At 68.1% G+C, this 13,118-nt stretch carries 15 protein-coding genes and 2 pseudogenes; 8 read left to right on the top strand and 9 right to left on the bottom strand.

Annotated features, from left to right (window positions below):
• Window positions 1–47: 47 nt before the first annotated feature.
• Window positions 48–692, bottom strand: coding sequence for a maleylacetoacetate isomerase (gene maiA, locus AD428_RS20835; protein WP_053246243.1), 645 nt, complete (start codon window positions 690–692; stop codon window positions 48–50).
• Window positions 693–704: 12 nt separating this feature from the next.
• Between maiA and AD428_RS20830 the strand changes: the two genes are divergently transcribed.
• The 7 genes from AD428_RS20830 to AD428_RS20800 all read left to right on the top strand — a co-directional run.
• Entirely contained in the window at window positions 705–884 is a 180-nt protein-coding gene (locus AD428_RS20830; RefSeq protein WP_053246443.1) for a hypothetical protein, read from the top strand.
• Complete coding sequence (rfbC, locus tag AD428_RS20825; protein ID WP_053246442.1) at window positions 881–1,438, top strand: dTDP-4-dehydrorhamnose 3,5-epimerase; 558 nt, start codon at window positions 881–883, stop codon at window positions 1,436–1,438. Before AD428_RS20830 ends, rfbC begins: the two co-directional genes overlap by 4 nt.
• The gene (locus AD428_RS20820; protein ID WP_053246441.1) at window positions 1,435–2,679 is read left to right on the top strand and encodes a class I SAM-dependent methyltransferase; all 1,245 of its coding nucleotides are present in this window, start codon (window positions 1,435–1,437) and stop codon (window positions 2,677–2,679) included. The genes rfbC and AD428_RS20820 overlap by 4 nt, the downstream gene beginning before the upstream one ends.
• Window positions 2,676–3,497, top strand: coding sequence for an NAD-dependent epimerase/dehydratase family protein (locus AD428_RS20815; protein WP_053246440.1), 822 nt, complete (start codon window positions 2,676–2,678; stop codon window positions 3,495–3,497). The genes AD428_RS20820 and AD428_RS20815 overlap by 4 nt, the downstream gene beginning before the upstream one ends.
• Entirely contained in the window at window positions 3,498–4,253 is a 756-nt protein-coding gene (locus AD428_RS20810; protein ID WP_053246436.1) for a cephalosporin hydroxylase family protein, read from the top strand.
• Between the two features lie 14 nt (window positions 4,254–4,267).
• The gene (locus AD428_RS20805; protein ID WP_053246437.1) at window positions 4,268–4,774 is read left to right on the top strand and encodes an acyltransferase; all 507 of its coding nucleotides are present in this window, start codon (window positions 4,268–4,270) and stop codon (window positions 4,772–4,774) included.
• A 1,563-nt stretch (window positions 4,775–6,337) separates the two neighbouring features.
• The coding region (locus tag AD428_RS20800; protein WP_160318612.1) for a dihydrolipoyl dehydrogenase family protein at window positions 6,338–7,004 on the top strand (667 nt) is incomplete at its 5' end.
• 158 nt (window positions 7,005–7,162) lie between these two features.
• On the opposite strand, the gene AD428_RS20795 is transcribed toward AD428_RS20800, so the two are convergent.
• From AD428_RS20795 to AD428_RS28470, 5 genes are all read right to left on the bottom strand, one after another.
• On the bottom strand, window positions 7,163–7,357 hold the full coding sequence (locus AD428_RS20795) for a YjfB family protein (protein WP_053246439.1): 195 nt from the start codon (window positions 7,355–7,357) through the stop codon (window positions 7,163–7,165).
• A 349-nt stretch (window positions 7,358–7,706) separates the two neighbouring features.
• Window positions 7,707–8,540 carry a hypothetical protein gene (locus AD428_RS20790; RefSeq protein ID WP_235491043.1) on the bottom strand — a complete coding sequence of 278 codons (834 nt, stop codon included), beginning with the start codon at window positions 8,538–8,540 and terminating at the stop codon, window positions 7,707–7,709.
• A gap of 230 nt (window positions 8,541–8,770) precedes the next feature.
• The gene (locus tag AD428_RS20785) at window positions 8,771–9,277 is read right to left on the bottom strand and encodes an acyltransferase (protein ID WP_053246437.1); all 507 of its coding nucleotides are present in this window, start codon (window positions 9,275–9,277) and stop codon (window positions 8,771–8,773) included.
• A 14-nt stretch (window positions 9,278–9,291) separates the two neighbouring features.
• Complete coding sequence (locus AD428_RS20780) at window positions 9,292–9,984, bottom strand: cephalosporin hydroxylase family protein (RefSeq protein ID WP_235491044.1); 693 nt, start codon at window positions 9,982–9,984, stop codon at window positions 9,292–9,294.
• Window positions 9,903–10,439, bottom strand: a complete 537-nt coding sequence (locus AD428_RS28470; RefSeq protein ID WP_235491042.1) for a hypothetical protein — start codon at window positions 10,437–10,439, stop codon at window positions 9,903–9,905. Before AD428_RS28470 ends, AD428_RS20780 begins: the two co-directional genes overlap by 82 nt.
• Before the next feature lie 207 nt (window positions 10,440–10,646).
• Between AD428_RS28470 and AD428_RS20775 the strand changes: the two are divergent.
• Window positions 10,647–11,102, top strand: a pseudogene (locus tag AD428_RS20775) (putative PEP-binding protein); the annotation flags it as partial.
• A 113-nt stretch (window positions 11,103–11,215) separates the two neighbouring features.
• On the opposite strand, the gene AD428_RS29780 reads toward AD428_RS20775, so the two are convergent.
• The 3 genes and pseudogenes from AD428_RS29780 to AD428_RS20765 all read right to left on the bottom strand — a co-directional run bounded on the left by AD428_RS29780 (window position 11,216) and on the right by AD428_RS20765 (window position 12,824).
• Window positions 11,216–11,551, bottom strand: a complete 336-nt coding sequence (locus AD428_RS29780; protein WP_369798803.1) for a hypothetical protein — start codon at window positions 11,549–11,551, stop codon at window positions 11,216–11,218.
• Window positions 11,552–11,627: 76 nt separating this feature from the next.
• Window positions 11,628–12,380, bottom strand: a pseudogene (locus AD428_RS29775) (ammonium transporter); the annotation flags it as partial.
• Window positions 12,381–12,485: 105 nt separating this feature from the next.
• The gene (locus AD428_RS20765) at window positions 12,486–12,824 is read right to left on the bottom strand and encodes a P-II family nitrogen regulator (protein ID WP_053244588.1); all 339 of its coding nucleotides are present in this window, start codon (window positions 12,822–12,824) and stop codon (window positions 12,486–12,488) included.
• Between the last annotated feature and the right edge of the window lie 294 nt (window positions 12,825–13,118).

The following is a 13,118-nucleotide window of genomic DNA, read 5'->3' as shown; positions in this document are numbered from 1 at the left end:
GCGGGCGAGCGCGCCGGCCGCCGCAAGGCAATGGCGAGGCGCCCGCCCTATTCCGCGTCGGGCTGCCGGGACGGCTCGGCCGCGGCGAAAGCCGGCAGTTCGCGGCAGGCCGCGTCGATGCGCACGACGTTCGGCATGGCTGAAAGATCGCAGTCGAAGCGCCGCGCGTTGGCCACCTGCGGCACGAGGCAGAGATCGGCCATGGTGGGCGTGTCGCCATGGCAATAGCGGCCCGTGGCCGGCGAACCCGCCAGCTGCGCCTCCATCGCGGCCAGCCCCTGGTGCACCCAGTGCCTGTACCAGGCCGTCTTGGCCTCTTCGTCCACGCCCAGCGTGTGCTTGAGGTACTTGAGCACGCGCAGGTTGTTCAGCGGGTGCGTGTCGCAGGCGATGCCCAGCGCAAGGTCGCGCACGCGGGCCCGGCCGACCGGGTCGGACGGCAGCAGGGCCGGCTCGGGATGCGTTTCTTCGAGGTATTCGATGATCGCCAGCGATTGCCCGATGACGGCCTCGCCGTCGACCAGCGTGGGCACCAGCGCGGTCGGGTTCAGTTTGCGATAGCTCGCCGAGGTCTGCTGGCCGCCGTCCTTGAGCAGGTGCACGGGCAGGTACTCATAGGACAGTCCCTTGAGATTGAGGGCGATCCGCACGCGATAGGCGGCCGAACTACGGAAGTAGCTATACAACTGCATGAAGTGTCTCCTGTGGTGGTCGGCGCGCCGCCGGACGGGCGGCGCCGCGTCTATTCGGGCGATTCGGTCTGCGCGAGCTTGCGCGACAGTTCCTTGGGCAGCGGGAACGCCACGTTYCGCGCCCACGCCGAAGGCGCCGACGCGCGCGCGCTCTGCGACGCGGACATCGATGCCTACGAGGCCGCCGCATGAGCTTCGAGATTCTGGAGACTTCCCTGGCCGGGCTGAAAATCGTCGTGCGGCAGCCGCGCGGCGACGCGCGCGGGTTCCTGGCGAGAATCTTCGACGCGGCCGGGCTGCGCGCCTGCGGCTGGCATGCGGCCATAGAGCAGGTCAACCATACCTACACCGCCCGCGCCGGCACGGTGCGCGGCATGCACTACCAACTGCCGCCTCACGCCGAGCAGAAGCTGGTGAGCTGCATCCGCGGCGAGGTCTGGGACGTGGCGGTGGACCTGCGCGCCGGCTCGCCCACTTTTCTGCAATGGCACGCCGAGCGGCTGTCGGCGCGCAATGGCCGCGCGCTGCTCATACCGCAGGGCTTCGCGCATGGATTCCAGGCGCTCACCGACGACGCGGAACTGGTGTACTGCCACAGCGCGCCTTATGTCCCGCAGGCCGAAGCCGGCGTGCATTTCGGCGACGCCCGCCTGGGCATCGCCTGGCCCCTGCCCCCTGTCCTCGTTTCCGAACGCGACCTGGCGCATCCGCCGCTGGGCGCCGATTTCACCGGAGTCGCACTGTGAAGTGCCGTCACTGCCAGGCCGAACTGCGCCTGCCCTTTCTCGATCTCGGCCATGCGCCGCCCTCCAACGCCTACCTGGACGCGGCCGCGCTGCGCGCCCCGGAAGTGTGGTTTCCGCTGCGCCTGCTGGCCTGCGAGTCGTGCTGGCTGGTGCAGACGGAAGACCATGCCGGCCGCGAAGCCCTGTTCACCGACGACTATGCCTATTTCAGCTCGTACTCCGTGTCGTGGCTGGAACACTCGCGGCGCTACGTCGAGGCCATGATCGGCCGCTTCGGCCTGGACGGAAACAGCATGGTGTGCGAAGTGGCCGCCAACGACGGCTACCTGCTGCAATATGTGCAGCAGGCGGGCGTGCCGTGCTATGGCGTCGAACCCACGGCAAGCACGGCCAGCGCCGCCCGCGACAAAGGCATCGACATCGTGCAGCGCTTCTTCGGCGTGGACCTGGCGCGGGAACTGGCCGCCTCGGGACGCGGCGCCGACCTGATCGCCGCCAACAACGTGCTGGCGCACGTACCGGACATCAACGATTTCGTGAGCGGTTTCGCGGCGCTGCTCAAGCCGCAGGGCGTGGCCACCTTCGAGTTCCCGCATCTGCTGCGCATGGTGCAGGAAAGCCAGTTCGACACGGCATATCACGAACACTACTCGTATCTCTCGCTGACGGCGGTGGCCCACGTATTCCGGGCCAATGGCCTGGAAGTGTTCGACGTGGAAGCGCTGCCCACCCATGGCGGCAGCCTGCGCGTGTATGCGCAGCGGCGCGACACCGGCGCGCGCGAACGCCAGCATGCGGTGCGCGACGTGCTGCAGCAGGAACGCGCGGCCGGCATGGAAACCGCTGCCTTCTACCAGGGCTTCCAGGCCCAGGCCGAGCGCGTCAAGAACGGCCTGCTCAGCTTCCTGCTCGACATGCGCCGCGAAGGACGCCGGGTGGCCGCCTATGGCGCGGCCGCCAAGGGCAATACCCTGCTGAATTTCGCCGGCATCCGGCCCGACCTGCTGCCCTATGTGGTGGACCGCAACCCCGCCAAGCAGGGGCGGTTTCTGCCGGGCAGCCACATCCCCATCGTAGGCGAGGAGCGCCTGAGCGCAGACCGCCCGGAATACATCGTGGTGCTGCCCTGGAACCTGCGCTCCGAGGTGCATGCCCAGCTCGAGTACGCGCGCCGCGGCTGGGGCGCCCGGCTGGCGACCGCCGTGCCGGAGCTGCGTGTCGATCCGGAGCACGAAGGGTGAAAGCGGCAAGGGTCACGGTGCTGGGCGGCACGGGATTCATCGGCCGCCACCTCGCGGCCGCGCTGCGGGGCCGGGGCATGGATGTCTACGTTCCCTCGCGCGGCGATGACGCCGTGCTGGCGCGCCCGCTGGGCCACGTGGTCTACGCGATCGGCCTGACATCCGACTTCCGGACCCGTCCCCTGGACACGGTCGAGGCCCACGTCTGCGTACTGCGCGAGCTGCTCGCGCGCGCCGATTTCGACAGCCTCACCTATCTGTCCAGCACCCGCGTATATGCGGGCGGCGGCGACACGCGGGAAACCGCCCGGCTGCACGTCGATCCCTCGGCCCCGGGCGACCTGTACAACCTGTCCAAGCTGATGGGCGAGTCCCTCTGCCTGCATGGCGGCCGGCCGGCCAAGGTTGCGCGCCTGTCCAACGTCGTGGGCTTGCGCGATACGCCCGACAGCTTCATCGACCAACTGCTCGACGAAGGCGCGCGCCATGGCGTGATCCGGCTGCGCACCACACTGGATTCACGCAAAGACTATATCCACGTCGACGATGCCGTTGCCCAGATCCTGGCCCTGGCGCTCAGCGACGAGGCCGGCATCTTCAACATCGCGCAAGGCGCGGGCGCCAGCAACGGCCAGGTGGCGCAATGGATCGCCCGCAAGCTCGGCTATCGCATCGAGGTCTGCGACGCGGCGGCGCGCTGGGACTTCCCCGACATCGACGTCGGGCGCTTCCAGTCGCGCTTCGGCATGCCGCCCCGCCCCTTCGACGACGCCTTTCCCCTGTATCTCGATCAGTACCGCCAGCACAAAGGAATCTGAATGTCCTACCTCGAAACCACGCCCGACGCGCATCCGGAGTACCGCGAAGAGAAGGCGGCGCGCATCGCCTCCTTCGCCGCCGATGAAGAATTCCGCGCCCTTTCCGTGGCCTGGCGCCAGATGGCGCTGGAGCGCAAGTACATGAACAACTTCTCCTGGCTGGGCCGCCCGCTCATCCAGCTTCCCATGGACGCCATGGCCATGCAGGAGATCATCTGGGCAGTCAAGCCGGATCTCATCATCGAGACCGGCATCGCGCACGGCGGCTCGCTGATGCTGTCGGCCTCCATGCTGGAGCTGCTGGGCCGGGGCGAGGTCGTCGGCGTCGATATCGAGATCCGTCCGCACAACCGCCAGGCCATCGAAGCGCATCCGCTGGCCCGCCGCATCCATCTCGTGGAAGGCTCCAGCATCGACCCCGCCACCATTTCCCGGGTCCGCGCCCATGCCGAGGGCAAGAAGAACGTCCTGGTCTGCCTGGATTCCAACCACACCCACGATCACGTGCTCGCCGAACTCAACGCCTATGCGGACCTGGTGAGCCCGGGCAGCTACTGCGTGGTGTTCGACACCTTCGTGGAAGACATGCCGGCCGATTACCAATGGCCGGGCCGTGACTGGGGCAAGGGCAACAACCCCAAGACAGCGGTATGGGAATGGCTGCGCAGCCACCCCGAGTTCGAAATCGACCGCTCGGTCGAGGACCGCCTGCTGGTGACCTCGGCGCCCGACGGCTTCCTGCGCCGCAAGGCCTGAACGGGGCCGCCGCCATGATCCGCATCGACGCCTCGGCGCGCGTGTCTCCCCTGGCCGATATCGAGGACTCCGTCCGCGGAACCGTGATCGAGATCGGTCCCGGCGCCGTGGTGGACGCGTTCGTGAAGATCAAGCCGGCCGGCGGCACGGGAGACGTGGTCATCGGCGAGAACAGCGTCATCAATTCCGGCTGCGTGCTCTACACCGGCAACGGCATCCGCATCGGCCGCGGCGTGGCGGTGGCGGCCAACTGCACTTTCGCGCCCACCAACCATGAGTTCCGCCGCAAAGACCTGCCCATCCGTCAGCAGGGGTTCCGGCCCGGCAAAGGCGGCATCGTGGTCGAAGACGACGTCTGGATCGGCGCCAATTGCGTGCTGCTCGACGGTGCGGTGCTGCGCCAGGGCTGCGTAATTGCCGCCGGCACTGTCGTGCGCGGCGAGGTCGATGCCTACTCGATCCAGGGCGGCAATCCGATGCGGCGGCTGGGGCAACGGGAAAACACCGGCGAACCCGCGTAACCCGGCCTCTTTGCCGGGGGGAGCCGCCCGCTCCCGCATCCACTCCGGCCGCGTCGTCCAGACCCGCATCGCAGTCGGGCGGGCAAACGCGGTTCGTCTGCGGCCATAGGACAATGCCGCTGCGCGACCTTTTCAAATCGCACCCTTTTTCCTCGCTATTCCAGATTTGCCGGGCGCCAGCCGTGCGCCATAATGGCGCCGCACATAGTTGTATCTATTTTTTTCTAATCATGAGCGGCACTTCTCCTGATCCGCACTCCTCACTACCGGCATCCTCTTCCGCCCAGGACGGGGCGCGAATCGACGAGCAGACCCGCCGCCTGCAGGAAGAAAACCAGGCCTTGCGCGAGCTGCTCGCGGCGCAGGTGCAAGCGCAATTGCCGCCAGCGCGCGCGCCGCACCCGTTCAAGCGCCTGGGCTGGTGGCTGATTTCCGCGCCCGGCGCGGCGGCGGCGCGCTGGTTGCGGACCTTGCGCCGCGAAACCCCGCCGATTACCGGGCGCAAGCTGGGCTGCGCCACGGTCACGGTGCTGTACACCCTGGCCATCTACGGCGCGCTGGTGCTGCTGGTGGTCTACTGGAGCACGCCCAACGTCAGCCGGGTGGCCATGCCCGCCGCGCATCCGGTGCCGCTGCCTTTGCAGGCCCTGCCCGCGCTGCAGGCCGAATCGCTGCCCCCGCCGCCGATGCCGCTGCGCGACCTTTTCAAATCGCACCCTTTTTCCTCGCTATTCCAGATTTGCCGGGCGCCAGCCGTGCGCCATAATGGCGCCGCACATAGTTGTATCTATTTTTTTCTAATCATGAGCGGCACTTCTCCTGATCCGCACTCCTCACTACCGGCATCCTCTTCCGCCCAGGACGGGGCGCGAATCGACGAGCAGACCCGCCGCCTGCAGGAAGAAAACCAGGCCTTGCGCGAGCTGCTCGCGGCGCAGGTGCAAGCGCAATTGCCGCCAGCGCGCGCGCCGCACCCGTTCAAGCGCCTGGGCTGGTGGCTGATTTCCGCGCCCGGCGCGGCGGCGGCGCGCTGGTTGCGGACCTTGCGCCGCGAAACCCCGCCGATTACCGGGCGCAAGCTGGGCTGCGCCACGGTCACGGTGCTGTACACCCTGGCCATCTACGGCGCGCTGGTGCTGCTGGTGGTCTACTGGAGCACGCCCAACGTCAGCCGGGTGGCCATGCCCGCCGCGCATCCGGTGCCGCTGCCTTTGCAGGCCCTGCCCGCGCTGCAGGCCGAATCGCTGCCCCCGCCGCCGGCTCCGGAGGCAGCCGGCGAGGAAGCGCCGCCCACGCCGCCGCCTTCGGAGCCGGCCAGCGAGAAAAGGGCGGCCCCGACCATGCCGGACAGCCCCGCCCCCGCCGCCAAGCCCGCCGACACGCCGCAAGCCCTGCACCAAGACGCGCCCAGAACGCAGGCGGCGGTTCCTTCCCCTGCCGGACTGCAGTCACCCTGCGCATTACGGAGATCCCGGCCCAGACCCCCGGGCCTGGCTGCGCGAACTGCGCCAGGCGCTGGACGCCTGCGCGGAGCGCGGGTTCTTCGAGCGCCCGGAATGCGCNCTTCGAAGGCGAAGGCGCGCCCAAGGAGCCCCAGCGCTACGATCTGGTGCTCCAGGCCGTGGGCCGCAGCCCCAACGGCAAGAAGATCGGCGCGGACAAGGCGGGCATCGCCGTTACCGACCGCGGCTTCATCGAAGTCGACCGCCAGATGCGCACCAACGTGCCCCACATCTACGCCATCGGCGACATCGTCGGCCAGCCCATGCTCGCCCACAAGGCCGTCCATGAAGGCCACGTCGCCGCCGAAGCGGCCGCCGGCCAGAAGTCGTTCTTCGACGCCCGCGTCATTCCCTCGGTGGCCTACACCGACCCCGAAGTCGCGTGGGTCGGCCTCACCGAAGACGAAGCCAAGAAGCAGGGCATCAAGATCGAGAAGGGCGTCTTCCCCTGGGCCGCTTCCGGCCGCGCCATCGCCAACGGCCGCGACGAAGGCTTCACCAAGCTCATCTTCGACGCCGAAACGCACCGCATCCTCGGCGGCGGCATCGTCGGCACCCACGCCGGCGACCTCATCAGCGAACTGGCCCTGGCCGTGGAAATGGGCGCCGACGTCGTCGACATCGCCAAGACCATCCATCCGCACCCGACCCTGGGCGAATCCGTCGGCATGGCCGCCGAAGTCGCCGAAGGCGTGTGCACGGACTTGCCGCCGATGAAGAAGAAATAAGTCCGCGGGCAAGCCGCAGGGTGCAACGGAAAACGCCGGTTCCTCCAAAGGGCCGGCGTTTTTCTTGATCGGCTGGCGCTTGTGGCGAGCGTGACGCGCTTATTGCGGCGTCCGCCAGGCTGTGGGCGGGCGCAGGCGCTGCCGGTCGTCGCGGCCGGTCAGGCGTAGGTGTCGATGCGCGAACCCAGCGTTGCGTCCACGGCGAGCACCGGCAGCGATTGCATCAGGGTCAGGGCCGTATCGGCCTGCGCATCCAGGGCCTTTTTCAGCACCCGGGCCTGGATCTCCTGATTGACGTTCGCGCCCTGCAAAGCCAGGGCGGTGTCGACGGTGCTGCTGAGGGTAGCGTCCATATTCAGGAGTTCCTGTGCATGAGGGGCGGCGCAAGCCGCGGTTGCGCATTATGGCGCGGACCGGGCGCGGCGCAAAGCCAAAGCATTCCGCGGACGCGCGTCGCAGCGTCATGCGGCGACGGAAATGCCGCGTTTGCAGGACCGGCGTGCCGGCGCCACCGCGATCCCGGCATGCTGGTCCAGCGCCACCAGGGGCCGCATCAGGCGTTCCGGCGAAATGTTCCGCAGCTTGCAGCGGCGGACCCGGGGACGTTGGATTGCGGCATGCCGGCGATGGCGGCGGCCTCGGCCTGGCTCAGGCCGCGACGGCCGGTGGGTTCATTGAACTTCGATTCGGGCGCATGCCCGCTCAAGGCCGGTCCGGGCACTCCTTGACCGCGCCCCAGGCGCGATGCGGCGCGCAGTACCGTTCGCGCGCTTTCCAGGCGCATTCCGGGCGCTCGAAGAACCCGCGCTCCGCGCAGGCGTCCAGCGCCTGGTGCAGTTCGCCGCAGCCAGGCCCGCGGGTCTGCGCCGGGATCTCCGTAATGCGCAGGGTGACTGCAGTCCGGCAGGGGAAGGAACCGCCGCCTGCGTTCTGGGCGCGTCTTGGTGCAGGGCTTGCGGCGTGTCGGCGGGCTTGGCGGCGGGGGCGGGCTGTCCGGCATGGTCGGGGCCGCCCTTTTCTCGCTGGCCGCTCCGAAGGCGGCGGCGTGGGCGGCGCTTCCTCGCCGGCTGCCTCCGGAGCCGGCGGCGGGGGCAGCGATTCGGCCTGCAGCGCGGGCAGGGCCTGCAAAGGCAGCGGCACCGGATGCGCGGCGGGCATGGCCACCCGGCTGACGTTGGGCGTGCTCCAGTAGACCACCAGCAGCACCAGCGCGCCGTAGATGGCCAGGGTGTACAGCACCGTGACCGTGGCGCAGCCCAGCTTGCGCCCGGTAATCGGCGGGGTTTCGCGGCGCAAGGTCCGCAACCAGCGCGCCGCCGCCGCGCCGGGCGCGGAAATCAGCCACCAGCCCAGGCGCTTGAACGGGTGCGGCGCGCGCGCTGGCGGCAATTGCGCTTGCACCTGCGCCGCGAGCAGCTCGCGCAAGGCCTGGTTTTCTTCCTGCAGGCGGCGGGTCTGCTCGTCGATTCGCGCCCCGTCCTGGGCGGAAGAGGATGCCGGTAGTGAGGAGTGCGGATCAGGAGAAGTGCCGCTCATGATTAGAAAAAAATAGATACAACTATGTGCGGCGCCATTATGGCGCACGGCTGGCGCCCGGCAAATCTGGAATAGCGAGGAAAAAGGGTGCGATTTGAAAAGGTCGCGCAGCGGCATTGTCCTATGGCCGCAGACGAACCGCGTTTGCCCGCCCGACTGCGATGCGGGTCTGGACGACGCGGCCGGAGTGGATGCGGGAGCGGGCGGCTCCCCCCGGCAAAGAGGCCGGGTTACGCGGGTTCGCCGGTGTTTTCCCGTTGCCCCAGCCGCCGCATCGGATTGCCGCCCTGGATCGAGTAGGCATCGACCTCGCCGCGCACGACAGTGCCGGCGGCAATTACGCAGCCCTGGCGCAGCACCGCACCGTCGAGCAGCACGCAATTGGCGCCGATCCAGACGTCGTCTTCGACCACGATGCCGCCTTTGCCGGGCCGGAACCCCTGCTGACGGATGGGCAGGTCTTTGCGGCGGAACTCATGGTTGGTGGGCGCGAAAGTGCAGTTGGCCGCCACCGCCACGCCGCGGCCGATGCGGATGCCGTTGCCGGTGTAGAGCACGCAGCCGGAATTGATGACGCTGTTCTCGCCGATGACCACGTCTCCCGTGCCGCCGGCCGGCTTGATCTTCACGAACGCGTCCACCACGGCGCCGGGACCGATCTCGATCACGGTTCCGCGGACGGAGTCCTCGATATCGGCCAGGGGAGACACGCGCGCCGAGGCGTCGATGCGGATCATGGCGGCGGCCCCGTTCAGGCCTTGCGGCGCAGGAAGCCGTCGGGCGCCGAGGTCACCAGCAGGCGGTCCTCGACCGAGCGGTCGATTTCGAACTCGGGGTGGCTGCGCAGCCATTCCCATACCGCTGTCTTGGGGTTGTTGCCCTTGCCCCAGTCACGGCCCGGCCATTGGTAATCGGCCGGCATGTCTTCCACGAAGGTGTCGAACACCACGCAGTAGCTGCCCGGGCTCACCAGGTCCGCATAGGCGTTGAGTTCGGCGAGCACGTGATCGTGGGTGTGGTTGGAATCCAGGCAGACCAGGACGTTCTTCTTGCCCTCGGCATGGGCGCGGACCCGGGAAATGGTGGCGGGGTCGATGCTGGAGCCTTCCACGAGATGGATGCGGCGGGCCAGCGGATGCGCTTCGATGGCCTGGCGGTTGTGCGGACGGATCTCGATATCGACGCCGACGACCTCGCCCCGGCCCAGCAGCTCCAGCATGGAGGCCGACAGCATCAGCGAGCCGCCGTGCGCGATGCCGGTCTCGATGATGAGATCCGGCTTGACTGCCCAGATGATCTCCTGCATGGCCATGGCGTCCATGGGAAGCTGGATGAGCGGGCGGCCCAGCCAGGAGAAGTTGTTCATGTACTTGCGCTCCAGCGCCATCTGGCGCCAGGCCACGGAAAGGGCGCGGAATTCTTCATCGGCGGCGAAGGAGGCGATGCGCGCCGCCTTCTCTTCGCGGTACTCCGGATGCGCGTCGGGCGTGGTTTCGAGGTAGGACATTCAGATTCCTTTGTGCTGGCGGTACTGATCGAGATACAGGGGAAAGGCGTCGTCGAAGGGGCGGGGCGGCATGCCGAAGCGCGACTGGAAGCGCCGACGTCGATGTCGGGGAAGTCCCAGCGCGCCGCCGCGTCGCAGACCTCGATGCGATAGCCGAGCTTGCGGGCGATCCATTGCGCCACCTGGCCGTTGCTGGCGCCCGCGCCTTGCGCGATGTTGAAGATGCCGGCCTCGTCGCTGAGCGCCAGGGCCAGGATCTGGGCAACGGCATCGTCGACGTGGATATAGTCTTTGCGTGAATCCAGTGTGGTGCGCAGCCGGATCACGCCATGGCGCGCGCCTTCGTCGAGCAGTTGGTCGATGAAGCTGTCGGGCGTATCGCGCAAGCCCACGACGTTGGACAGGCGCGCAACCTTGGCCGCCGGCCGCCATGCAGGCAGAGGGACTCGCCCATCAGCTTGGACAGGTTGTACAGGTCGCCCGGGGCCGAGGGATCGACGTGCAGCCGGGCGGTTTCCCGCGTGTCGCCGCCGCCCGCATATACGCGGGTGCTGGACAGATAGGTGAGGCTGTCGAAATCGGCGCGCGCGAGCTCGACGCCCAGGGGGCAGCCCTACGCGGCCCGCATGGACGTGGGCGCCATGGTGGAAGTGCCGGCTATCGCCATCGCCATCGAACCCTTCGCGCAGGCGCTGGATTTTCTTTCCATCGGCACCAACGACCTGATCCAGTACACGCTGGCCATCGACCGCGGCGACCACGACGTGGCGGGGCTGTACGATCCGCTGCACCCGGCGGTGCTGCGGCTGGTGGCCAACACCATCAACGCCGGCGAGCGGGCCGGCAAGCCCGTCGCGGTATGCGGCGAGATGGCGGGCGATGCGCGGATGACGCGGCTGCTGCTCGGGCTGGGCCTGACGGAGTTCTCCATGCACCCGCAGCAACTGCTCGACGTCAAGCGCGAAATCCGGCGCGCGCATTCCAACGCCCTGCGGGTGAAAGTGGCCGCGGCGCTGAACCGCGCGCTGCCCGTGGACCTCGACGAACTCGACTGACGGCGCGCAAGCGGCACGAAAGGCAAAACGCGCGGGAATGCCTTCCCGCGGGCGTTTTGCTTGGGGCCGGCGGCCTCCCGGCGCCTCAGGGGCCGGGAAGCGCGGGGGCCTGATCAGCTGTGGTAGGCCGATTCGCCGTGGCTGGTGACGTCCAGGCCCTCGCGTTCCTGGTCTTCGGGCACGCGCAGTCCGCACAGGGCGTTGGCGATCTTGTAGGCGATCCAGGCCACGATGGCCGACCACACGATGGTCAGCAGCACGCCTTCGAGCTGCACCCACACCTGGCCCAGGATCATGCCGGGCTCGGCCAGGCCCGGGCCGCCCAGGGCCTGGGCGTTGAACACGCCGGTCAGCAGGGCGCCTACGATGCCGCCCACGCCGTGCACGCCGAACACGTCCAGCGCATCGTCGGCGCGCAGCAGGCGCTTCAGGCCGTTCACGCCCCACACGCAGATGATGCCGGGCGGCGATGCCGATGACGAGCGCCGCCCGCCGGGCCCACCAGGCCGGCGGCCGGAGTGATGCCCACCAGGCCGGCCACGCGCCCGAGGCCGCGCCCAGCATCGAGGGCTTGCCCTTGACGGCCCACTCGGTGAAGAGCCAGGCCAGCACGGCGCCCGCGGTGGCGATCATGGTGTTGAAGAAGGCCAGCGTGGCGCCTTCGTTGGCGGCCAGCGAGGAGCCGGCGTTGAAGCCGAACCAGCCCACCCACAGCAGCATGGCGCCGACGTAAGTCATGGGCAGGTTGTGCGGCTGCATGGCCTCGCGGCCGTAGCCCACGCGCTTGCCCACGACGTAGGCGCCCACCAGGCCGGCGATGCCCGCGTTGATGTGCACCACCGTGCCGCCGGCGAAGTCCAGCGCGCCGCGCGCATTGAGCAGGCCAGGCGCGGTTTCGGACGCGAACCAGACCATGTGCGCGATGGGCACGTAGGCGAAGGTGAACCAGATCGCGGTGAAGACCAGCACGGCGGAGAAGCGCGCGCGCTCGGCGAAGCTGCCCACGACCAGCGCGCAGGTGATGCCCGCGAACGTGGCCTGGAACGAGGCGAACAGCAACTCGGTCAGGCTGTTGGACATGGCGAACTTGCCGTCGGCCGGCGTGAAGATGCCGGAGAAGAAGACGCGCGACAGGCCGCCGAAGAAGGCGTTGCCTTCCGTGAAAGCCAGCGAATAGCCGTAGATGAACCAGAGCACCAGGGCCAGCGCGAACGTGCAGAGCACTTGCAGCAACACCGACAGCACATTCTTGCTGCGCACCAGGCCGCCATAGAACATCGCCAGGCCGGGTACGGCCATCATCAGTACAAGCAGGGTAGAGACGAGCAACCAGGAAATATCTGCTTTATCCATTTTTTCAGGCTCCAATGAGTCTTTATTTATTTACAGCGCTGCTTCGCCGGCCTCGCCTGTGCGGATGCGGATCACTTGTTCGAGCGGGGCGGTAAAAATCTTGCCGTCGCCAATCTTGCCGGTGCGCGCGGCCTGCTCGATGGCTTCGATGACCTGGTCGACCAGATGATCGGGCACCGCGGCTTCGACCCGCAGCTTGGGCAGGAAATCGACGGCATATTCGGCGCCGCGATACAGCTCGGTATGGCCCTTCTGGCGGCCGAATCCCTTGACCTCGGTAACGGTGAGTCCCTGCACACCGATCGCGGACAGGGCCACCCGCACTTCGTCGAGCTTGAAGGGCTTGATGATGGCGATGATGAGTTTCATGGCGTTTCCTCTCGTGGTTGCACGTTGGCTCCGTCATTCAAGCAATATCCGTGCCATGCGGCGGTTCCGCCGCCGTCCGGGGGAAACGCGCCGAAGTTGTGCCGGCAGCCGCTGGTCAGGCACCGCAATGGTGCCAAACCAGGCCGGTCGCATCGCTTCGGTGCAAAACGTGGTGAATTACGGTCTTGCAACCAAACGTACTGTTTTCTTGAGGAATTGTTGCGGTTTCTTGGGGCGTGGCCGCGCGTTTGCGCGGCCCGCGGGAAAGGCGGAGACGCGCCGCCGGCCGGCCCG

Source organism: Achromobacter sp. DMS1, from assembly GCF_001270295.1.
Note: the sequence above shows the minus strand (reverse complement) of the source record. Positions and strands in the feature narration are given on the sequence as shown.

Coding starts and splice junctions, on each gene's coding strand:
- maiA (WP_053246243.1), bottom strand. CDS start 692: ATGCAGTTGTATAGCTACTTCCGTAGTTCGGCCGCCTATCGCGTGCGG.
- rfbC (WP_053246442.1), top strand. CDS start 881: ATGAGCTTCGAGATTCTGGAGACTTCCCTGGCCGGGCTGAAAATCGTC.
- AD428_RS20810 (WP_053246436.1), top strand. CDS start 3,498: ATGTCCTACCTCGAAACCACGCCCGACGCGCATCCGGAGTACCGCGAA.
- AD428_RS20805 (WP_053246437.1), top strand. CDS start 4,268: ATGATCCGCATCGACGCCTCGGCGCGCGTGTCTCCCCTGGCCGATATC.
- AD428_RS20795 (WP_053246439.1), bottom strand. CDS start 7,357: ATGGACGCTACCCTCAGCAGCACCGTCGACACCGCCCTGGCTTTGCAG.
- AD428_RS20790 (WP_235491043.1), bottom strand. CDS start 8,540: ATGAGCGGCACTTCTCCTGATCCGCACTCCTCACTACCGGCATCCTCT.
- AD428_RS20785 (WP_053246437.1), bottom strand. CDS start 9,277: ATGATCCGCATCGACGCCTCGGCGCGCGTGTCTCCCCTGGCCGATATC.
- AD428_RS20765 (WP_053244588.1), bottom strand. CDS start 12,824: ATGAAACTCATCATCGCCATCATCAAGCCCTTCAAGCTCGACGAAGTG.